The organism is Arcobacter suis CECT 7833, from assembly GCF_003544815.1.
Taxonomy (GTDB): Bacteria; Campylobacterota; Campylobacteria; order Campylobacterales; family Arcobacteraceae; genus Aliarcobacter; species Aliarcobacter suis.
Window position 1 is genome coordinate 494,968 of record NZ_CP032100.1, and the last position, 18,018, is coordinate 512,985.

An 18,018-nucleotide genomic window follows, 5' to 3' on the forward strand; every position below is an offset into this window, starting at 1 on the left:
ATGAAAACACTTGAAAAACAACTTGAGAATCTTTATATTCAAAAAAATAAAATAGATGAAGAGATAGAACTTTTAAAACAACAAATAAAAACTGAAAAAGAAAAAATCCTTCTAAAAAAAGATTTTACAAAAGATGAAAAAATAGAACTTTTTAAATCTTTATTTGTTGGTCGTTTTGATATTTATGCAAAAAAATGGGTTAGTCGTGATGGAAATAAACAAGGTTTTTATCCTGTAACTGCTACTTTTCAAGGGGAAGATTATCTTCCTTTAACAAACAAAGATATAGAAGAACATTTAAGAGGAAATATTTTTTTAGCAACTTATTGTATAAATTTACAAAATGTTTCTAAATTTATAGTTTTTGAAATTCTTGATGAGGATAAATATAAACTTCAAATTACTCTAAACTCTTTAAATATTAGAGCTTATTATGAACTAAATTCTTATAATGCAGTTTTTGCTTGGATATTTTTGCAAGATGAATTACCTTCAAAAATAGTTTTTAATTTTGCGCAATTTATATTAAAAAAAGCAAATATAAATGCAAAAATTTACCCAAATAAAGAATTCGCTACAAAAGAGAGTTTGGGAAATAATCTTGAACTTCCACTTCACTTAAAACTAAGAGACAAAAACAAAACAGTTTTTATTGATGTAAATACAAACAAAATTTATGAAGACCAGTGGATGGCTTTAAATAGTGTGCAAAAAGTTTCAAAGCAGATTATTTATAGTTTTAATGAAAACTCAGATTCTGTAAATTATGAAAAAGATTTTGAGAAAATAACTTTTCCTACTCAAAAACTAGAGATTGTTTTATATGATTTTATTTATATTCCAACTTTGAATTTATCAAAATCATTTTTAAATAAATTAAAATCATTTGCAACTTTTGAAAATCCGCAAATTAAAATTCTTTTAAATTTACGAAAGCCTTTGTTTAATACTCCAAAATATATAAAATCTTTTGATGAAGATGAAAAATATTTGATGTTACCTAGAGGTTTAAAAGATAGAATAGTTGATTTTTTTAATGCAAATGCTATATCTTTTTCTTTTATAGATAAAAGACATTTTAAGCAAATAGAAACTAAAAAAGTGACTTTTACTTTAAGACCAGAACAAAGTGATGCAATAAAAGAGATTAAAAAAAGAGATTTTTCAATTTGTGTTGCACCTCCTGGATTTGGTAAAACTTTGCTTGGAGCAAAAATATTTGAGCAAAGGGCAACTACCACTATGATAGTTGTAAATAAAAATATGTTGTTGGATCAATGGATTGAAAGATTTGTAAACTATTTTGGATATGATAAAAAAGATATTGGATATTTAGGAAAAGGTCACAATAAATTAAATGGAATAATTGATGTGGCAACAATGCAAAGTTTGAAAAATGATCCTGAAATAATAAATAATTATTCGTTTGTAATAGTTGATGAGTGTCATCATATTCCAGCAATTACTTTTGAGCAAATTATTAAAAATTTTAAAGGTAAATATATTTTAGGTTTAAGTGCAACTCCAAATAGAAAAGATGACTTACAACCTATCTTATATCAACAGTTGGGTGAGATTTCTTATGAATATAAGAAAAAAAGAACACATACAAATAAACTTCAAATAATTAGAACAGATTTTTCAAGTAGTGCTGATAACTACGCTACAATCATAAATGAATTGTGCTTAGATGAAAATAGAAATAATTTAATAATTGAAGCAATAAAAACTAATATTCAAAGAAAAATTTTAGTTTTAACCGATAGAATAGAACATATAAATATATTAGAAAATCTTTTGCAAAAAGAGAAAATCGATTATGTTTGTGTTCATGGAAGTTTAAATAAAAAAGAACAAGTAGAAAATATGGCATTGGTAAATACGAAATCATTAATTATTGCTACAACATCATATTTTGGAGAGGGAATTGATTTCCCTCACTTAAATACAATTATGTTTGTAACACCAATTTCATATTATGGAAGACTTGTTCAATATCTTGGGAGAATAGGACGGGGAAATCAAGAGTGTTTGGCAATTGATTTTTTAGATTCCAAAAATGCTATGTTGAATTCAGCTTATAAAAAAAGGCTTGAAGGCTACAAACAAATGCATTATAAATAAATTTTAAAAGGAGTTAAATGTTAGGAATTATTGTTGCAACAACACTTATTACATTAATTTTAAATCTAATTCTAAAAAAAGTACATTTGCCAACAATTATAGGATACATATTAACTGGTACGATTATCGCTTATACTTTTAATTTACATTCAGCTGTTGATAATCATGAATTAAAAGAAATTGCTGAATTTGGGGTAGTTTTTTTAATGTTTACTATAGGTTTAGAATTTTCTTTAAATCACTTAAAAAAAATGAGAAAAGAAGTTTTTTTTACGGGAACTTTGCAAATAGTTATAACAACAGTTTTTGTATATTTAATTGCACGATTTGTAATAGGATTTAATACTCAAACAGCTTTAATAATTGGAACAGTTTTATCTTTATCTTCAACAGCGATTGTTCTAAAAACTTTTAATGAAACAAAAGAGATAACAAAACCCCATGGAAGAAGGGTTTTAGGGATCCTAATTATGCAAGATATTGCAGTTATTCCTATACTTTTAATGATTTCATTTTTTTCTATGACAGATGATGGTGCTTTACTTTTTACAATTGGAAAAACTATTTTAGCTGCTATTGTATTATTAGCTTTATTATATTTTAGTGGTAGATATTTATTAGAACCATTTTTAAGATATGTATCTGCTACTAAATCAGATGAATTATTTGTAGCTTCAGTTTTATTATTAGCTGTTGGTTCTGCATATTTGGCATATTATTTTGGGTTTTCATATTCACTTGGAGCATTTATTGCAGGTATGATGATTTCAGAAACTAAATTTAAACATCAAGTTGAAGCTGACCTTATTCCTTTTAGAAATATACTTTTAGGTGTGTTTTTTATAACAGTTGGAATGCAAATAAATTTTAAAGTAATCTATGAATATGCTTGGATTATCGCTATTTTATTACCACTTGTGATGGGATTAAAATTTATAGTAATTTATACACTTGTAAGATATGAAGATAATAAAAGAGTTGCTTTTAAAACAGCACTTTCTTTAATTCAAATAGGTGAATTTTCACTTGCTATTTTAGAATTAGCAAGAAGCCAAAATTTAATTGATATAACATATTCTCAAATATTAATAGTAACCATTGTAATATCAATGATTTTAACACCAATAGTTTTAAAGAATCTTTCAAAAGCAGCTGCTAGATTGATTCCAGAAGATGTTATGATGATAACAAATACATATAATATTGCAGAAGATACTGAAAATCATGTTGTAGTTCTTGGTTATGGAAGATTTGGTCAAGCAATAGTTGAAGAGTTAAAAACTTTTGGTCAAAATTATGTGATTTTAGAACATAATGTAAAGTTTTATCAAATAGGAAAAGATAGAGGGGAACCAATAGTTTTTGGAAATGCAGCTCAAAGACATATTTTAAATTCTATAAATATTAAAAAAGCATCTGCTGTAATAGTTGCGGTTAATAATCCAGAGATATTACATCTTATTTGTGAAGCTGTTAATGATTTAACACACAACAGTAAAACTATTGTAACTGTTACAACAGAAGCAGAAAAAGAAGCATTAAGAGGTTTACATTTAAAGCATGTTATTGTAGAAACAAAACAAATAGCAAGAGCAGTTGTGGATGAAATTATGTATTGTAGACTTTCATAACTAAAGATTAATTTCTTTAGTTATGATTTAAATATTTGTTATTTGATTTGATAAACAATTGGTACAGTTATTTCCCAACTATGTTTATTTAATTCTTTAGGAATAGCCTCAATATTTCCTATATCAGCTAAAATTTTTATTGCAGCTTCGTCTAATCTTTCAAAATATGAACTTTTACTAACTTTAATATTTGTTATTTGACCATCTTTTGAAACAACAAATGTTACATAAACTTTCCCATTTTGATTTAATCTTTTTGCAGCATTAGGATAAACCTTGTTTTTTTCAATTTTAGCTCTTAGTTTAGATAAATATTGTGCTTCTATACTTTCTATTTCACTTGTATCTACTTGTTTAGGTGGAATTTCATTTAAAATAGGAGTATTATCTACTGGTTTTATATTTTGTTGAACAACCTCAGTTTTTTGTTCTTCAGTTTTTTCTTTAATTGGCTCTTGTATAGGTTTTTTATGCTCTAGTTTTTTTTCTTTTTTAGGTTTGTGTATTTTCTTTTCAACTATTGGTTCTGGTTGAGTTTTTTCTACAACTGGTTCAGGTTCAGGCTGAACTGGTTGTGGAGTAACTTCTTGATGAACTAGTGTAATATGTTTAAGAGATATAGTTTTTTCTTCTTTTTCTGGAATAATTACTGAATCAGCAAAAACAAAAAAGAAAAAAAATACGGCTATTAAATATAAAACCATAGTTATAAAAAAAGAGTTTAAGTATCTAGTCATTTTTTAGTCACTATAGAAACATTTGAATAATTATGTTTTTTTAACATGTCTAAAACCTGAACAAAAGATTCAAACTTTGTATTTTTATCTGTGTTAATATGTATTGGTGTTTCTTTTGATGATTGCAAAATTATTTTTTCTACATTTTCTAAAATTTCTATTTTGTTTTCAAAAAGTATTTCACCATTTTCTTGAATTACAAGGATTATCTCTTTATCTGGTTTTAAATTATCTGCATTTGATGCATTAGGTAAAGAAATAGGAATAATTCCCCTTGAAATAAATGTTGAAGTTAATAAAACTATTGCTAAAAGTACAAGTAAAACATCAATAAATGGTATAACATTTATCGAATCATATTTCTTCAGTTTCATATAAACTCTCCAAAACTTCAGCATATCTACTTAGAATATTATAAAATACCATAGAAATGATTGCTACAACTAACCCAACTGCTGTTGCTTTTAAAGCTAATGCTAAAGATGCCATAATTTTTGCAGCTTCAATATCACCATTACTCATAGTCATAAATGTAAGCATAATTGCTAATACAGTTCCTAATAATCCAATATAAGGAGAATTTGAAGCAATCGTTCCAATAATAGTAAGATGTTTTGTTAAGGCAACATCTAAATGTTTTTTGTTTGTATAATTTTTTATATTAATTTTTTTGTAAAAAATTATTCTTTCTATAAAAAACCAAACAGCAATAAAACTCATAAAAACAAGAAGTCCTATTACTCCATAGTCAACTGTATGTTTAAGAGTTTCTATATTCATATCCATTTTTGCGATCCTTTTTACTTTTTATAAACATAACTATAATATAATATTGATAATAATTATCTTAATTGAAATAGAAAGTTTAATATTTTGTTAAAGATTCATTAAAATAAATCGTATACAATTTCACTAATTAAGAAAAAGGAGTTTTTTTGAAGAGAATAATTATTCCTTCTTTATTTTGTTCTTTAATCTTTGCAAATGAGTTAGATATTTTGCAAAAAGATAAAAAAGAGTTAAGACAGATAGAAAAAGAAGTTATACAAAAGAAGTACGAAGGTGCAAAGGATGATTGGATTGGAACAATCAATTTAAGTTCAGGATTAACAAGAAGCCATTCTTTTTCAAAAGATAATGATTCCTTTAATAAAAGTATTTCTATTGGATTTACTCAAAGTGTGTACGAATCAGGTGGAATAGAATTTGGAATTAAATATGCCAATGATGAACTAAAATCAGAAACAATTGCATGGGAAAATGAAAATATAGCAATGTTACAAACTATTTATGAAACTCTTTTAACTATAGAAAAACTAAAGTTACAAATAGAACAAAGTGATTATTTATTAAAAAATAAAGATATTGAACTTATTTTAAAAAAGATTCAATATGAAGCGGGAAGAGTTGATATTATCGAACTTAATAATGCTATTATGTCAAAAAACAATCAGCAAAAAGAGAATATTTCTTTGAAAAACTCACTAAAAGATAAAGAGTATGAGCTTTCAAAATATACAAGTTTTAAATCTAACGAAATAGAAATTATTGATTTTAAAATTATTGATAAAGAGAAATTCTTAAAAGATAATTTAAATATCAGATATGAAAATTCAAGAGTTGAATTACTTGATACAAGTTATAAACAACTAAAAAGTTCGTATTTACCAAAAGTTAGTTTAAATACAAATGCAGGATATTCAGATAATGGGGATTTAAGTAGAGATACAAATGAAGAGAATAAAAATGGTTCTGTTGGTTTAAATATGACAATGCCTTTATTTGATATTACAAAAGAGGCAAAAATAGAAAAATCAAAATTAGAAGTGTTAAAACAAAAAGTAAATGTAACTGATATACAAAATGAGTTGGTTTATGAATATGAACAAATTTTGGCTCAAATTAATACTTATGAAGAGTATGAACAAATTACAAAAAATAATTTGAAATTATATGATGACTTACTTATGGTAAATCAAAGTTCAAATAGCGCTGGTATGACTTCTGATTTTGATTTAGAAATTTTACAAAATACAAAAAAAATAAATGAATATGATTTAGAAATAAATGATATTAATAAAAAACTACAATATTCAAAACTATATTTTAAAACAAAGGCTGATATCTAATGGATGCAAATTTACAAAATGAATTAAAAAATTATTCAAATAAAAATTCAAAGAAAAAATATTTTTTTATAATTTTTATAATTTTACTTTTAGGCTCGGCTGTTTATTATTATTTTTTTATAAGTCAAGCAAAAAAAGAAGATGTTGTTTTATATAATACAAAAAAGGTAACTAAAGGTGATTTGTCTGTTGTTGTTAGTGCAACAGGAACTTTAAATCCAACAAATAGTGTTGAAATTGGAGTTGAAGTATCTGGAACTATTAAAGAAATATATGTGGATTTTAATGATGAAGTTGAAGTAGGACAACTTTTAGCAATTCTTGATACTAGAAAATTACAATCAGAGGTCGATGGACAAACGGCAAGTTTAGGTATTTCAAAAGCTAATCTTAAAGAGAGTGAAGTAAATCTTAGAAATAAAAAAGCAGTTTATGATAGAACTTTAAAAATGTACAATAGTTCAGGTGGAAAATATCCTTCTATAAATGAACTTGATGATGCAAAATTTGCCTATGAAAGTTCAGTTTCTTCTTTAGAAGCTTCAAAAGCAAAGGTTGAACAATCATCTTTTAGTTTAAATACTGCAAAACAAAACCTTGATAAAGCATATGTAAAATCTTCTATAAAAGGAATAGTTTTAAATAGAGCTGTTGAAGTTGGACAAACCTTGGCTGCTTCTATGAATGCTCCAAAATTGTTTACTTTAGCAAAAGATTTAACTCAAATGGATTTAATAGTAAGTATTGATGAATCAGATGTTGCAGATATTAAAAAAGATTTAGATGTAACTTTTACAGTTGATGCATATCCAAATAAAAATTTTAAAGGAAAAATAAAACAAGTACGACTAAATCCAGTTACAGTAAATGGCGTAGTAACTTATGAAACAGTTGTTGGAGTTAATAACGAAGAATTACTTTTAAGACCAGGAATGACAGCAACTGCTCAAATTAATACTAAACAAAGTCTTGATAAATTGATGATTCCAAATGGAGCATTGAGATTTAAACCAAAAGTTCAATCAGAACAAAAAGCAAACACTATGAATTTAGTGCAACCTCCAAGACGACTTCCAGGTGAAAATCCTTCTAAAGATTTAGGAAAAAAAGAATTTTCTCCTATATTTATTTTAGAAAATAATCAACCAAAAAGAGTTATGGTAAAAGTTTTAGAAACGGATGGAAAAATCACAACTGTTGAATCAAATGACCTAAAAGTTGATGATGAGTTGATTATCTCACAAAAGAGTGATAATGGAAAATAAAAAAACTATTATTGAATTCAAAAATATAGTTAAGACTTATGGTAATGGAGATGCAAAAACTTACGCTTTAAATGGAGTAAATCTTTCTATAAAAGAAGGAGAATTTGTAGCTATTATGGGAGCTAGTGGAAGTGGAAAATCAACAGCTATGAATATGATAGGATGTTTAGATAAACCAAGTTCAGGCGAATATCTATTTAATGGTATAAATGTGGCAGATTTAAACAGAAATCAAATGGCACTTTTACGAAGAAATTTTTTAGGATTTGTTTTTCAAAGCTTTAATCTTTTAGGAAGAACAAGTGCTTTAGAAAATGTAGAATTACCTTTAGTTTATAGAAAAATTCCTGCTATTAAAAGAAAAGAAATGGCATTAGACGCCCTTACAAAAGTAGGGCTTCAAAGTGTAGTTTATAACACTCCTGCTCAACTTTCTGGTGGGCAACAACAAAGAGTTGCGATTGCCAGAGCAATAGTTTCTAATCCTTTAGTTTTATTAGCAGATGAGCCAACTGGAAATCTAGATAGTATAAAAAGTATGGAAATTATGAACTTATTAAAACAATTAAATGAAGAAGAAAAAATCACTGTAATTATGGTAACACATGAAGAAGAAATGGCAGCATTCGCTTCAAGAGTTATATATTTTAGAGATGGACATATTGAAGATAGTTTAAAAAAAGGATTTAAGTAATGTTAACAAATGCCTTTTTAATTGCTTTAAAAGAGATAAGAAGAAATATTTTACGATCTTTTTTAACTATTTTAGGAATTGTAATTGGAGTAGCTTCTGTAATTGCAATGGTAATGATTGGAGATGGAACAACTGCTAATGTAAAAGAGAGTATTTCAAAACTTGGAACTAATATGCTAACTTTGAGAGTTGGACAAGAAAGACGAGGACCACCAAGGGAAGATAATAGTGCAAAACCATTTACAGAAGGTGATATTATTGCCATAAAAAATGAGATTCAAAATATCAAAGCAGTTGCTTCTGAAAACTCAAGTAGAATGAATATTGTTTATGGAAATAAAAGTAATAGTGCTTCAGTAATTGGAACAAATAATGACTATTTTATTATAAAAGATTGGGAAGTAACCGATGGAAGAACTTTTGATGAAAGTGAACTTAATAGTGGGAAATCTTCTTGTATTATTGGAACTACAATAGTTAAACAACTTTTTGGTGAAGAAAACCCTATTGGTACAAATATTAGACTTAAAAATTTAAGTTGTAATGTTATTGGAGTTCTAAAATCAAAAGGAGCTGCTGCTTTTGGAAATGATCAAGATGAAATAGTAATAGTTCCCCTTAAAATGTTTCAACAAAAAATAAAAGGTGATAAAGATATTTCATCAATTCTAATTTCAATTACAGATGGTAAACATATTGAAAATGCAAAAATTGAGATTACATCTTTAATGCAAGAAAGAAGAAGTTTAAGAGTTGATGAACCCGATAATTTTCATATTCGAGATATGGAAGAGATGCTTTCTGCTATGACGTCAACAACAAAAATGTTAACTTATCTTTTAGGCTCAATTGCAGCAATTTCTTTACTTGTTGGTGGAATTGGAATAATGAATATTATGTTAGTTTCAGTAACGGAAAGAACAAGAGAAATAGGAACAAGACTTGCTATTGGAGCTATGGAAAATGAAGTTTTACTTCAATTTCTAGTTGAAGCTATAGTTTTATCAACAATGGGTGGAGTTATTGGAATAATTTTAGGCTTAGGAATAGGTTATGGAATAGTAACTATGATGGATTTAACATTTATCCTAAATAATCAAATAATAATGATATCTTTTTTCTTTTCAACTTTAATTGGAGTTGTTTTTGGATACTTTCCTGCTAGAAAAGCAGCAAGATTAAATCCTATTGATGCTTTAAGATACGAATAAATTTAAAATAAAATCTTTTCTTCAAAGAGAAGATTTTATTTTGATTGAAGTATCTTAAATTTTTGAATTAGATATTCTATTTTTAGATTGTGAGCAAGATTCAAAGCACTGTTTCCTAAAAAGTCTTCATGAAGAAAATTTGCACCATTTTCAATTAAATAATTTATACTATTTAATTTATTATACAAAACAGCATAAATAATTGGTGTAGAGTTTATATCATCTATTTCATTTATATTCACTCCACAATTTCTAAGACATTTTATAACTTTTACATTGTCTTTATAAACAGCATAATTAATAGCAGATAAATTAGGTGAAACCTCTGTACTTATATTAAATTGCATCAATTTTTCTATTGCAACAATATTTCCTTTATTAATTGCCCAAAATAAAGCATTTCTTCCTCTAAAATCTTTTGTGTTTATGTCAATAACTTTAAGTGATAATATTTCAAATAAAGTATTCCACTTATCTTCATTTATTAAAGTAAAAAAGATTTTGTTTAAGAGTTGTTCATCTAGATTGTTATTTAAAAAGATATTATTAGACATCTTAATTCCTTTATATTGATAATCATTATCATAATATAAAGAATCTTAAGTGAAGTTTAAAATTAGTCTATTTGAGATTTTATTTCTTTAATTTTTTTAGATTTTTTTGGTTGATATAACATGTGATGCCAAAGTGCAAAACCACAAAATGCAACACCTGCAAGAACGTGAACTTTTTTAGCAACACCATTTTTCATAAACATAGAAGTTACAACAGTGGCACCAAGTGTTGCTGTCATTCCAATTTTTGCAGCTTCTTTTTGAAGTTCTAAATCAATTTTCATCTCTTTCTTTCCTTTTTTTTCTTCGTTCCATTGTTTTCATAGTTTTATTTACAGTTTTCATAGTTAAAATTGCTGTTAATGCAGTTGCAAGTGGTAATAAAATAGGCATAGTAATCCTTTTGATAATAATTATCATAATTCTATCAAAGAAATCTTAAATAAAACTGATAACTATTATCATATTACTATTTTATATTAACACCTTTAATTGAATTAAACAATAATCCAATTGTTGTTCCATTATGTAAAACTGCTGTTACAATTGGAGAAAAAATTCCAAATGTAGCACCTGCTAAAATACAAGAGTTTATTCCAACTGTTGCATTAAAATTATTGTTAATTAAATTCATTGTTTTATTTGCATACTCTTTTGCTTCAACAACAGCCATAATATCATCTTTTAGTAAAGAAATATCAGCCGTTGCCTTTGCAATATCAGCACCTCTGCTCATTGAAATTCCAACATGAGCGGATATAAGAGCTGGTGCATCATTGATTCCATCACCTACGAAAGCTACTTTTTTACCACTTTCCATAAGTTCTTTTACTATTTTTGCTTTATCTTGAGGTAAAAGTTCTGCTCTAACTTCATCTATTCCTAATTCATCAGCTATCATTTTTGCTTTTTGTTTTGTATCACCTGTTAACATTATGATATTTTTTACGCCTAATTTTTTTAGTTTTGAAATTGCTTCTTTTGAATTGTGTCTTAACTCATCAGCTAAAGTAATAGTTCCTAGAAGCTTTCCGTTATAACCTATATAAAGTAAAGTTCTTCCATCTCTTAACGAATTTTCAATTTTATCTTTGTGTTCAGTAAAATCAATTTTTTCATCATCTTCTAAAAAGTGTCGACTTCCAATAATTACAGATTTTCCTTTTACTTCTGTTTTTACTCCATGAGCTACGATAAATTCAACTTCTTCATGGTGCATGTGAACAAAACCTCTTTGTTTTGCTGCTTTTACAACAGCTTCTGCAACAGGATGAAAATAGTGTTCTTCTGTTGATGCAGTAAGATTTAAAAGTTTATCTTCACTCCATTTATCATCATAAGATTCTACACAAATTACTTCTAATTCTCCAGCTGTTAAAGTTCCTGTTTTATCAAAAACAAAAGTATCAGCATTACTTAAAGCTTCAATTGATTTTGCACCTTTTATCATAATTCCATTATGACCAGCTTTTGAAATAGTAGATTTAAAAGCAACAGGAGTTGCAAGTTTTAAAGCACAAGAATAATCAGCTTGTAAAATAGAAGCTACCCTTTCAAAATCTTTTGCAAAAATATATGAAACTGTTGCCAATCCAAGAGTTACTGGAACTAATTTATTTGCTAGTTTATTGGCTTTTAACTGAACTGATGATTTCTCATTTAAAGAATTTTCAATATAATGTTTTATTCTTTGAGTTGCTGTGTTGGCTCCAACATGCTCAGCCCAAATTCTAAATCTTCCTTCTTCAACAATAGTTCCAGAAATAACCCTATCACCTCTATATTTTATTATAGGTTCAGCCTCTCCTGTCATTGAAACTTGATTTACGCTTCCAGTTCCTTCAACTATATGTCCATCCACAGGAATCGTATTTCCAATTCCAACTACTACAATATCTCCAATTTCAATATCATTACTTTTTACTAAAATTTCAGTGATTTTTCCATCAATTTTTTTCTCAATCCAAGCTTCTTCAACATTTGGTTTTGATAACTCTTTTAATAAATCATCACTTTTATGAACAGTTGTTTCTTCAATATATTCACCAAGTTCAAGCATTGCATTTGTAGAGTTTGCAGCTAAATAATCTTTTCTATAAATAGAAATAGCAACAGCTGCACTTTCTAAAACTTTTGAAGTTAATCCTTCTTTTAATAACTCTTTTGAACCCTCAATTAATAAGGGAATTGATGCACCAGTTGTAATTCCTGCTTTTAATAGATCATTTGTTACAAATCTTTCAGCAATTAAAGCACTAGTTGCTCTTACTATTCCATTTATTGATGGTTCTTCACTACCAACACAAGATATACAAACAGCAGCTACTTCATCTTCGCAAGATTTTAATAACTCTTCAATAGTAAGTTTATTTAAAATCTCTTCTATTTTTTCACTTATATCTTTGTGTAATTCAAAAATAATACTAAAAGCTTTTTTATTTATTCGTACATTTTTTATATCTTTTATTTTTTCAAAATAGTTTTTTAAGATATTTTCATCTATAAACTCATCTTTTAATAAAAAATATTTATATCTAAATCTTAAATTAGTTTGATGTACTTTAATAAATTTGTTATTCATAATTTCTATTCTTGATTAGCTTGCATTTGAGCTTTTGCATCTTCATATCTCTCTTTTAGCTCTTCAATTCCAGCACTAAAAAGTTCACTTCCTTTTCCAAAAGCTTTAAAAAGTCCTTCTTGAGCATTTTTGTTTGTAAGAAAATATGTTAATGCAGCGCCTAGTAATGCACCTTTTATGAAATCTCCATTACTAAAAGTACTTTGAGGAGTATTTACTTGTTGAGGATTTTGTAAAGGATTAAAGTTTTGATTAATATAAGGATTTTGGTTTATATTAACACCATTTTGAAGATTTTTAGGTCTACTATTTTCAATATTTATATCATATTGATTTGTTTGATTTGATTTATTCATAATCAATTTCCTCAACAGGACAATTTTCATTTGTTAAATATTTTTGATCAAGTTTTTCTTCAATCACTTCAATTGCATAAATTCCCATCATCCCTATGCTAGCAGCTGTCAAAGCTTTGAATAATCCACCTTTTTGGCCTAAATAATTTGCAGTTGCGATTGCACTCCCAGTTGCGATTGCACCTTGAGAAGTTCTTTTAATAGTGTCTTTTATTGCATCTTTTTTTGTAATTTGTTTACTTTGAGCTTTTTTATAGTTTAATGCACCACTTACAACGGCACTTGCAATTGCTCCACTTATTACATGTCCTAAAACATTTCTTGGAGCTCCTGTATCAATAACTATTTCTTTCATTCTTCTTCCTTATTTTTTAACTCAACTTTTTCTTCTGAAGATTTCTTCATAGGACAAATAGAACCTTTTAATTCATCTAAATTTTCTTTTGTTTTTTCTAAAGTAGTATTTGCAAAATCTTTTGATTTTTCAAATAGTTTTGAAGTTTTTTCTTTTAAATTATCTCTATTTTTAAAAGCAATAACAGCACCAGCACCAACAGCCAATCCTAATATAAATGGTAAAGCCATTTTTTACTCCTCTTCTTTAATATTTTTTTTTGAAAGGTAATTATTTAAAAGAGCAATTGTTGCAGCTCCTAAAACAGCTCCACTAACCATAGATAAGTTTAATTTAGAAAAAATAGTTGAAATCGAACTTTCATCAATATTTCCACTCATAATATCATCTAAAATAACTTGGTAATCTCCTAGTTTTTCCATAATATTTTCTGCATTAATATTTGTTGTATTTCCATTAGTATAATGATTTAATACACAATTTCTAAATGCTGGTAAATGATTATTAAATGAAGCTGCTTGAAGTCTATAAAGAGTATCTTTTATGTCATTTTCAATAGCAAAGCCAAGTAGATTATTGTACATTGCAATATTATCTATCTCACTAGCAACTCCCATTTCACAACACTCGATTAAAGTATTCGGGATTTCTATTTTTGAAGCCCAATTATTTATTGGAACTTCAACACCATATTTTTCCATCAATTTTATAAGTGCAGCATAATGAACAGCTTCTGCTTCTTTTATATTTACAAAAGGTTGAACTAACCCAAACTTTTCAATTATTTTTGTGTAAGTTTCATAGGCTTTAAATTCATCATAAACGGCAATTCTTAAAATTTGAGAAGTTATGGGAACTTGACTATTTATATCTACTCTTGTTGATATTAATAGTGCTTCATCAATATTTGTTTCCAATTAAATAACCTCCTTTGCAAGTTCATTTATTAATATAGATAACTCATCTACATTTTCATTTTTAACTAAATCTTCCCAATGTTTTGGTTTAAATATAGTTGGTTCATAAATAATCGTAACAGAAGCAATAATTTTATTTATTTTAATACTAATTATTCCATCTATTTTATTTGGTAAATTTTCAATATCACTGATAGTTATATTTCCACCTGAATCTTTTATTTTTGGATTTACTCGAACCCTTAATCTTCCAGGTGTGTGGGCAATAATTGAAAAAAAACTAGCAATTTTAATAATATCTTGTGTACAAATCAAAATAATCCTTTCATTATTAGCATTCTTTCTTAGTTAGACTTAAGTTAAACTTATTATAAATTAAAAATCATTATCACTTTTTGTTTTGACAAGGTTCACAAACTCCATAAATAGTCATAACATGTTCTTTTAAAATAAAATTATTCTTTTCTGCAACTTTAATTTGATTTAATTCTATTAAATCATCTGAAAACTCAACGATAATACCACATGAAGTACAAATTAGATGATCATGATGTTCAGTAATGTTTAGTTCATATCTAACAACTCCATCTCCAATATCTAATTGATTTACTAATTTCATATCATGTAGAAACTTCATAGCACGATAAACTGTTGCTATTCCTATAGATACATTATAGTTTTTTTTGATTTTATTTGAAATCTCTTCTGCGGTTAAATGTTCTTTTGAAAAATATAAAATTTTTAATATATAATCTTTTTGAATTGAATTTTTCAAACCTATTTTTGATACATTATTTTTAAAGTTTTTTAAAAAAATGTCAAATGATATTTCTTGATTGTTTTCCATTAGTTAAAGCCTTTTATAATGATGAATATAATACTTAAAGAGAGTGTAAAACCATATAGTTTCCATAGATTCTTATGTATTTTAACATTTTTTTTGTATAACTGTGAATTTGTAATGTCTATTTGATTAAATAATTCTTTCAAAATAGCTCCTTTTCATAAAAGTAAATCTTATCATTAGTTATCTTAAAGAATATTGATTGTAATTATCATTTTAAATCTAAATTAAGTAATTTACATCTATAATCAAAAAAAATTAAAAAGGATCTTTATGTTAAATGTTACACTTTTAACATCTGTTGCAAAAAGTGCTTTAGTTGGGGCTGTTGCTACAAAATTGGTTGATACCTTAATATCTTCAAAAATAAACAATAAAATAGAACAAAATAAATGGCTTAGAAATACGAAGTTAGAGTTATTTTCAAAATTTACAGAAGATATATTATCTATTGATACTTTAAATATTGAAATTCAACTAAGAGAAATTAAAAAAACATCAGCAAAAATAATATTACTCGTAAACGATAGAAAAGTAAATGATAAAATTGAGAATTATATAAATGCGTTGATAAAATTTAATGAAAATGAACGAATTGAAAAAAATGCATTAAGTTTAGTAAATAAAGATATGATCTCTTTTTTAAGTAGAAATATAAAATTAAATGGAAATTAAAATAATCTATCAAAAATAGGAATAAAAATGAATTTTAGAATTGAAAAAGATACAATGGGTGAAATTAAAGTTGCTAATGACAAATATTGGCAAGCTCAAACTCAAAGAAGTTTAGAAAATTTTCCAATTGGTGATGAAAAAATGCCAAAAGAAATAATTGAAGGTTTTGCGTATTTAAAAAAAGCTTGCGCAATAGTAAATAATAAATTAAAAAGATTAGATGATATAAAAACAGATGCAATTTGTAAAGCTTGCGATGAGGTAATTGAAAAAAAATTAGAAAATAATTTTCCTTTGGTTGTTTGGCAAACAGGTTCTGGAACACAATCAAATATGAATATAAATGAAGTTGTAGCTTCAAGGGCAACTGAAATTTTAGGAAAAGATTTTAGAGTAGAAAAATTAATTCATCCAAATGATGATGTAAACAAAGGTCAAAGTTCGAATGATACTTTTCCAACAGCAATGAGAGTTGCTTTTGTACTTGATATTCAAAAAAGATTAATACCTGCGATAAATATTTTAAAAACTACTTTAGAAAAAAAATCAAAAGAGTTTGAAAATATTGTAAAAATAGGAAGAACTCATTTACAAGATGCAACTCCACTAACTTTGGGGCAAGAAATATCAGCTTATGTTGATATGTTAAATAAAGCTTTGGCTCAAATTGATGATTCTATGAAATATATCGTAGAACTTGCAATTGGAGGAACTGCTGTTGGAACAGGGCTTAATTCTCATCCTAATTTTTCACCAATGGTTTGTGAAGCTTTAAATTTATTAACAAATACAAAATATCCTTTTAAATCTCATCCAAATAAATTTCATGCTTTAACAGCGCATGATGGTGAAGTGGTTTTAAGCGGAGTTTTAACAGCACTTGCCTCAAATCTTATGAAAATAGCAAATGATATTAGATGGCTTTCATCAGGCCCTAGATGTGGAATAGGAGAAATTAATATCCCTGAAAATGAACCTGGAAGTTCAATAATGCCTGGAAAAGTAAACCCAACTCAAAGTGAAGCAATGACTATGGTAGCTGTTCAAGTGATGGGAAATAATACAGCAGTTTCAATAGCTGCTAGCCAAGGTAATTTTGAATTAAATGTATTTAAACCTGTAATTGCTTTAAATATTTTACAGTCAATTAGACTTTTAAGTGACACTATGCTTGCATTTAATGATAATTGTGCAGTTGGAATTGAAGCAAATTTGGTAAATATAAATAAATATTTAAATGATTCTTTGATGCTAGTAACGGCACTTAATCCATATATTGGATATGAAAAAGCAGCATTAATAGCAAAAACGGCTCATAAAAATGGAACTACACTTAAACAAGAAGCAGTAAATCTTGGAATTTTAAGTGAAAAAGAGTTTGATTTATATGTAAAACCAGAAGATATGATAAAACCTAGTTTATAATGGAGATTTAGTTGAAAGAGTTAGAAAAGTACTTTTTGATTGAAGAGTTTGAAGATGGTTGGGGAATGGATGATGAGTTTATTTGTGAAGAACAGCTGTTTGATTATTGTACAGAAGCTTTGTTTATTCCTGACGAAAAAATCGAAGAGCTAAATATGATAGGTGGTGAACTTGAAATTGTTCTAAAAGATTTGGAATTAGAAGATTTAGCTGAAGATTGGTATGTAAATCTTCAAAAATCTTCTAAGGATAATTGAATTTGATTTAAATCATTTTAAGTAGACTAATTGTTGGATACACTTTTTTATTGATTATAAAAGGAAACTAATGTTCAGTTTTATTTTTACTAAAAAAGAAAAAAAGTTTAAAAGAGAAAAAACATTTGTTTGCAAGCATTGTAAATATACTTGCGAAGGTTGTAATACCAGATTTTGTTATGCTTGTCATTCAAATTCTGGTAATCCTTGTCCCCAGTGCGGTAAAACTAATTTACAAGAAAAAGAATTATCAATATAAATAT

22 protein-coding genes are annotated in these 18,018 nt (G+C 26.6%); 10 read left to right on the forward strand and 12 right to left on the reverse strand.

Going from position 1 to position 18,018, the window contains the following annotated elements:
• On the forward strand, nucleotides 1–2,124 hold the full coding sequence (locus ASUIS_RS02405) for a DEAD/DEAH box helicase (protein WP_118885549.1): 2,124 nt from the start codon (nucleotides 1–3) through the stop codon (nucleotides 2,122–2,124).
• 17 nt (nucleotides 2,125–2,141) lie between these two features.
• Entirely contained in the window at nucleotides 2,142–3,755 is a 1,614-nt protein-coding gene (locus ASUIS_RS02410) for a cation:proton antiporter (protein ID WP_118885550.1), read from the forward strand.
• 38 nt (nucleotides 3,756–3,793) lie between these two features.
• Here the strand turns inward: ASUIS_RS02410 and ASUIS_RS02415 are convergent, their stop codons facing one another.
• Genes ASUIS_RS02415 through exbB form a run of 3 tightly spaced genes read right to left on the reverse strand, consistent with a single transcriptional unit; the run spans nucleotide 3,794 to nucleotide 5,272 of the window.
• Nucleotides 3,794–4,492: an energy transducer TonB gene (locus ASUIS_RS02415; protein WP_118885551.1), complete on the reverse strand. Its 699-nt coding sequence runs from the start codon at nucleotides 4,490–4,492 to the stop codon at nucleotides 3,794–3,796.
• Nucleotides 4,489–4,866: a biopolymer transporter ExbD gene (locus tag ASUIS_RS02420; RefSeq protein WP_118885552.1), complete on the reverse strand. Its 378-nt coding sequence runs from the start codon at nucleotides 4,864–4,866 to the stop codon at nucleotides 4,489–4,491. Before ASUIS_RS02420 ends, ASUIS_RS02415 begins: the two co-directional genes overlap by 4 nt.
• A complete protein-coding gene (gene exbB / locus ASUIS_RS02425) occupies nucleotides 4,847–5,272 on the reverse strand; it encodes a TonB-system energizer ExbB (protein WP_407923316.1) in 426 nt (141 codons plus the stop codon). The genes ASUIS_RS02420 and exbB overlap by 20 nt, the downstream gene beginning before the upstream one ends.
• A gap of 155 nt (nucleotides 5,273–5,427) precedes the next feature.
• Here exbB and ASUIS_RS02430 point away from each other — a divergent pair, with 155 nt between their 5' ends.
• Genes ASUIS_RS02430 through ASUIS_RS02445 form a run of 4 tightly spaced genes read left to right on the forward strand, consistent with a single transcriptional unit; the run spans nucleotide 5,428 to nucleotide 9,791 of the window.
• Nucleotides 5,428–6,621: a TolC family protein gene (locus ASUIS_RS02430; protein ID WP_118885554.1), complete on the forward strand. Its 1,194-nt coding sequence runs from the start codon at nucleotides 5,428–5,430 to the stop codon at nucleotides 6,619–6,621.
• Nucleotides 6,621–7,886 (forward strand): efflux RND transporter periplasmic adaptor subunit, encoded by a 1,266-nt coding sequence (locus tag ASUIS_RS02435; RefSeq protein WP_118885555.1) that lies wholly within the window; start codon nucleotides 6,621–6,623, stop codon nucleotides 7,884–7,886. The genes ASUIS_RS02430 and ASUIS_RS02435 overlap by 1 nt, the downstream gene beginning before the upstream one ends.
• Nucleotides 7,876–8,580: an ABC transporter ATP-binding protein gene (locus ASUIS_RS02440; RefSeq protein ID WP_192894403.1), complete on the forward strand. Its 705-nt coding sequence runs from the start codon at nucleotides 7,876–7,878 to the stop codon at nucleotides 8,578–8,580. The genes ASUIS_RS02435 and ASUIS_RS02440 overlap by 11 nt, the downstream gene beginning before the upstream one ends.
• Entirely contained in the window at nucleotides 8,580–9,791 is a 1,212-nt protein-coding gene (locus tag ASUIS_RS02445; RefSeq protein ID WP_118885556.1) for an ABC transporter permease, read from the forward strand. The genes ASUIS_RS02440 and ASUIS_RS02445 overlap by 1 nt, the downstream gene beginning before the upstream one ends.
• A gap of 35 nt (nucleotides 9,792–9,826) precedes the next feature.
• Here ASUIS_RS02445 and ASUIS_RS02450 read toward each other — a convergent pair whose 3' ends face one another.
• The 9 genes from ASUIS_RS02450 to ASUIS_RS02490 form a co-directional block, all read right to left on the reverse strand.
• Nucleotides 9,827–10,345 (reverse strand): ankyrin repeat domain-containing protein, encoded by a 519-nt coding sequence (locus ASUIS_RS02450; protein WP_118885557.1) that lies wholly within the window; start codon nucleotides 10,343–10,345, stop codon nucleotides 9,827–9,829.
• Between the two features lie 62 nt (nucleotides 10,346–10,407).
• Nucleotides 10,408–10,629 carry a hypothetical protein gene (locus ASUIS_RS02455; protein ID WP_118885558.1) on the reverse strand — a complete coding sequence of 74 codons (222 nt, stop codon included), beginning with the start codon at nucleotides 10,627–10,629 and terminating at the stop codon, nucleotides 10,408–10,410.
• Nucleotides 10,630–10,814: 185 nt separating this feature from the next.
• Nucleotides 10,815–12,926, reverse strand: coding sequence for a heavy metal translocating P-type ATPase (locus ASUIS_RS02460; protein WP_118885559.1), 2,112 nt, complete (start codon nucleotides 12,924–12,926; stop codon nucleotides 10,815–10,817).
• 5 nt (nucleotides 12,927–12,931) lie between these two features.
• Nucleotides 12,932–13,282: a YtxH domain-containing protein gene (locus ASUIS_RS02465; RefSeq protein WP_118885560.1), complete on the reverse strand. Its 351-nt coding sequence runs from the start codon at nucleotides 13,280–13,282 to the stop codon at nucleotides 12,932–12,934.
• Nucleotides 13,275–13,637, reverse strand: coding sequence for a hypothetical protein (locus tag ASUIS_RS02470; protein WP_118885561.1), 363 nt, complete (start codon nucleotides 13,635–13,637; stop codon nucleotides 13,275–13,277). Before ASUIS_RS02470 ends, ASUIS_RS02465 begins: the two co-directional genes overlap by 8 nt.
• Entirely contained in the window at nucleotides 13,634–13,867 is a 234-nt protein-coding gene (locus ASUIS_RS02475; RefSeq protein WP_118885562.1) for a hypothetical protein, read from the reverse strand. Before ASUIS_RS02475 ends, ASUIS_RS02470 begins: the two co-directional genes overlap by 4 nt.
• A 3-nt stretch (nucleotides 13,868–13,870) precedes the next feature.
• Nucleotides 13,871–14,554, reverse strand: a complete 684-nt coding sequence (locus ASUIS_RS02480) for a ferritin-like domain-containing protein (RefSeq protein ID WP_118885563.1) — start codon at nucleotides 14,552–14,554, stop codon at nucleotides 13,871–13,873.
• Entirely contained in the window at nucleotides 14,555–14,869 is a 315-nt protein-coding gene (locus ASUIS_RS02485; RefSeq protein ID WP_118885564.1) for a hypothetical protein, read from the reverse strand.
• A 73-nt stretch (nucleotides 14,870–14,942) separates the two neighbouring features.
• Nucleotides 14,943–15,401 carry a Fur family transcriptional regulator gene (locus ASUIS_RS02490; RefSeq protein ID WP_118885565.1) on the reverse strand — a complete coding sequence of 153 codons (459 nt, stop codon included), beginning with the start codon at nucleotides 15,399–15,401 and terminating at the stop codon, nucleotides 14,943–14,945.
• A 270-nt stretch (nucleotides 15,402–15,671) separates the two neighbouring features.
• On the opposite strand from ASUIS_RS02490, the gene ASUIS_RS02495 reads away from it, so the two are divergent.
• The 4 genes from ASUIS_RS02495 to ASUIS_RS02510 all read left to right on the forward strand — a co-directional run bounded on the left by ASUIS_RS02495 (nucleotide 15,672) and on the right by ASUIS_RS02510 (nucleotide 18,014).
• Entirely contained in the window at nucleotides 15,672–16,073 is a 402-nt protein-coding gene (locus tag ASUIS_RS02495) for a hypothetical protein (RefSeq protein ID WP_118885566.1), read from the forward strand.
• Between the two features lie 27 nt (nucleotides 16,074–16,100).
• A complete protein-coding gene (fumC, locus tag ASUIS_RS02500; RefSeq protein WP_118885567.1) occupies nucleotides 16,101–17,498 on the forward strand; it encodes a class II fumarate hydratase in 1,398 nt (465 codons plus the stop codon).
• An 11-nt stretch (nucleotides 17,499–17,509) separates the two neighbouring features.
• Nucleotides 17,510–17,755 (forward strand): hypothetical protein, encoded by a 246-nt coding sequence (locus ASUIS_RS02505; protein WP_118885568.1) that lies wholly within the window; start codon nucleotides 17,510–17,512, stop codon nucleotides 17,753–17,755.
• Nucleotides 17,756–17,825: 70 nt separating this feature from the next.
• Nucleotides 17,826–18,014, forward strand: a complete 189-nt coding sequence (locus ASUIS_RS02510) for a hypothetical protein (protein ID WP_118885569.1) — start codon at nucleotides 17,826–17,828, stop codon at nucleotides 18,012–18,014.
• The last annotated feature ends 4 nt before the right edge of the window (nucleotides 18,015–18,018 follow it).

What these genes read in the sequence shown, in the direction of transcription:
- ASUIS_RS02450 (WP_118885557.1), bottom strand. Translation starts at nt 10,345, where the DNA reads ATGTCTAATAATATCTTTTTAAATAACAATCTAGATGAACAACTCTTA.
- ASUIS_RS02435 (WP_118885555.1), top strand. Translation starts at nt 6,621, where the DNA reads ATGGATGCAAATTTACAAAATGAATTAAAAAATTATTCAAATAAAAAT.
- ASUIS_RS02495 (WP_118885566.1), top strand. Translation starts at nt 15,672, where the DNA reads ATGTTAAATGTTACACTTTTAACATCTGTTGCAAAAAGTGCTTTAGTT.
- exbB (WP_407923316.1), bottom strand. Translation starts at nt 5,272, where the DNA reads ATGAATATAGAAACTCTTAAACATACAGTTGACTATGGAGTAATAGGA.
- ASUIS_RS02490 (WP_118885565.1), bottom strand. Translation starts at nt 15,401, where the DNA reads ATGGAAAACAATCAAGAAATATCATTTGACATTTTTTTAAAAAACTTT.
- ASUIS_RS02405 (WP_118885549.1), top strand. Translation starts at nt 1, where the DNA reads ATGAAAACACTTGAAAAACAACTTGAGAATCTTTATATTCAAAAAAAT.
- ASUIS_RS02475 (WP_118885562.1), bottom strand. Translation starts at nt 13,867, where the DNA reads ATGGCTTTACCATTTATATTAGGATTGGCTGTTGGTGCTGGTGCTGTT.
- ASUIS_RS02510 (WP_118885569.1), top strand. Translation starts at nt 17,826, where the DNA reads ATGTTCAGTTTTATTTTTACTAAAAAAGAAAAAAAGTTTAAAAGAGAA.
- ASUIS_RS02465 (WP_118885560.1), bottom strand. Translation starts at nt 13,282, where the DNA reads ATGAATAAATCAAATCAAACAAATCAATATGATATAAATATTGAAAAT.
- ASUIS_RS02420 (WP_118885552.1), bottom strand. Translation starts at nt 4,866, where the DNA reads ATGAAACTGAAGAAATATGATTCGATAAATGTTATACCATTTATTGAT.
- ASUIS_RS02410 (WP_118885550.1), top strand. Translation starts at nt 2,142, where the DNA reads ATGTTAGGAATTATTGTTGCAACAACACTTATTACATTAATTTTAAAT.
- ASUIS_RS02470 (WP_118885561.1), bottom strand. Translation starts at nt 13,637, where the DNA reads ATGAAAGAAATAGTTATTGATACAGGAGCTCCAAGAAATGTTTTAGGA.
- ASUIS_RS02445 (WP_118885556.1), top strand. Translation starts at nt 8,580, where the DNA reads ATGTTAACAAATGCCTTTTTAATTGCTTTAAAAGAGATAAGAAGAAAT.
- ASUIS_RS02460 (WP_118885559.1), bottom strand. Translation starts at nt 12,926, where the DNA reads ATGAATAACAAATTTATTAAAGTACATCAAACTAATTTAAGATTTAGA.
- ASUIS_RS02455 (WP_118885558.1), bottom strand. Translation starts at nt 10,629, where the DNA reads ATGAAAATTGATTTAGAACTTCAAAAAGAAGCTGCAAAAATTGGAATG.
- ASUIS_RS02440 (WP_192894403.1), top strand. Translation starts at nt 7,876, where the DNA reads ATGGAAAATAAAAAAACTATTATTGAATTCAAAAATATAGTTAAGACT.
- ASUIS_RS02415 (WP_118885551.1), bottom strand. Translation starts at nt 4,492, where the DNA reads ATGACTAGATACTTAAACTCTTTTTTTATAACTATGGTTTTATATTTA.
- fumC (WP_118885567.1), top strand. Translation starts at nt 16,101, where the DNA reads ATGAATTTTAGAATTGAAAAAGATACAATGGGTGAAATTAAAGTTGCT.